The organism is Methylobacterium sp. WL18, assembly GCF_008040015.1.
In the GTDB taxonomy this organism is placed as follows: Bacteria; Pseudomonadota; Alphaproteobacteria; order Rhizobiales; family Beijerinckiaceae; genus Methylobacterium; species Methylobacterium mesophilicum.
This window is the reverse complement of sequence record NZ_VRVD01000946.1, coordinates 1-1,328: the sequence shown is the minus strand read 5'-3', so window position 1 is coordinate 1,328 and position 1,328 is coordinate 1. Positions and strand designations below refer to the sequence as shown.

Genomic DNA, 1,328 nt, shown 5'->3' with positions numbered 1-1,328 from the left:
ACGCGGACCTCCCGGCCCGAGCGCGACCGCAGGGTCGCGGCCAGGCGGGCGACCTGGGTCGACTTGCCGGCGCCCTCCCCGCCCTCGAAGGTGATGAAGGTTCCCTGCGAAGCGTCTTCGAAGCCTGGCACGATCACGGGCGTCCAATCACGTCGGATCGGCCGTACGCTCGCCGGGTTTCGCGTCCTTCTTGCCGACGCGGTCGAAGGCCTTGCGCACGAGGCCGGTGCCGAATTCCAGCGCCGCATCCATCGCCCGCTGCGACAGCGTGCCGGCCTCCACCGTCGCGCCGGCGAAGAGCGGCTGGTCGAGGGCGACCGTGTCGCCGCGCTGGATCCGCAGGGTGCCGACCTGCCGGCCCTCCTCGACGGGAGCCATCAGCGGCCCGGTATAAACCACCTTGGCGCTGACCCGGTCGCTGGAGCCGCGGGGCAGCAGGACCCGCACCGGCTTCTTCGAGACCAGCGGCACGGAGCCCGCCTCGCCGCCGAACACCGAGGCGTCGGCGACCGTCTCGCCGGCCCCGAAGATCTGCCGCGTCTCGAACGCGCGGAACCCCCATTCCATCAGCTTGCGCGCCTCGGAGGCCCGGTCCCGGGCGGTCTTGAGCCCCGAGATCACCAGCACCAGGCGCTGGCCGTTCTGCACCGCCGAGCCGGTCAGCGCGTAGCCCGATTCCTCCAGGTAGCCGGTCTTCAGCCCGTCGGCGCCGATGTCGAGCGCCAGGAGCGGATTGCGGTTCTGCTGGCGGATCTTGTTCCAGGTGAACTCCTTCTCGGCGAAGATCTTGTACAGGTCCGGGTAGGTGTCGATCAGGTGGATCGCGAGCTTGGCCATGTCCCGGGCCGTGACCTTCTGGTCGGGCGCCGAGTAGCCGGTGGCGTTGCGGAAGGTCGAATTCGTCAGCCCGATCTCCTTGGCCCGCTGGTTCATCAGCCCGGCGAAGGAGTCCTCGGTGCCGGCCATGTTCTCCGCGATGGTGATCGCGGCGTCGTTGCCCGACTGGACGATCAGCCCGCGCAGCAGGTCCGACATCTTGATGCGGCTGTTGACCTGGGCGAACATCGACGAGCCGCCGCCGCCGGCCCCGCCCCGCTTCCAGGCGTCCTCGGTGACGGTGAACTCGGTATCCATCGCCAAGCGGCCGGATTTCAGCGCCTCGAACACGATGTCGGTGGTCATCAATTTGGCCATGCTGGCCGGGGAGAACCGCTCGTCGGCGGCCTTCTCGAACAGCACCGAGCCGGAATCGGCGTCGATCAGGATCGCGTGCGGGGCCGCCGTCTGGAAGCCCTGGGCGGTCGCGCCCGCGAGGCCGGCGCCCAGCG

Annotated in this window: 1 protein-coding gene and 1 pseudogene; both read right to left on the bottom strand. The window is 69.9% G+C overall.

Features of this window, described 5'->3' with window-relative positions; translation table 11 throughout:
* Positions 1–137, bottom strand: a pseudogene (locus FV228_RS34590) (thymidylate kinase); the annotation flags it as partial.
* A gap of 10 nt (positions 138–147) precedes the next feature.
* Positions 148–1,326, bottom strand: coding sequence for a D-alanyl-D-alanine carboxypeptidase family protein (locus FV228_RS29965; protein ID WP_147857754.1), 1,179 nt, complete (start codon positions 1,324–1,326; stop codon positions 148–150).
* Positions 1,327–1,328: the final 2 nt, after the last annotated feature.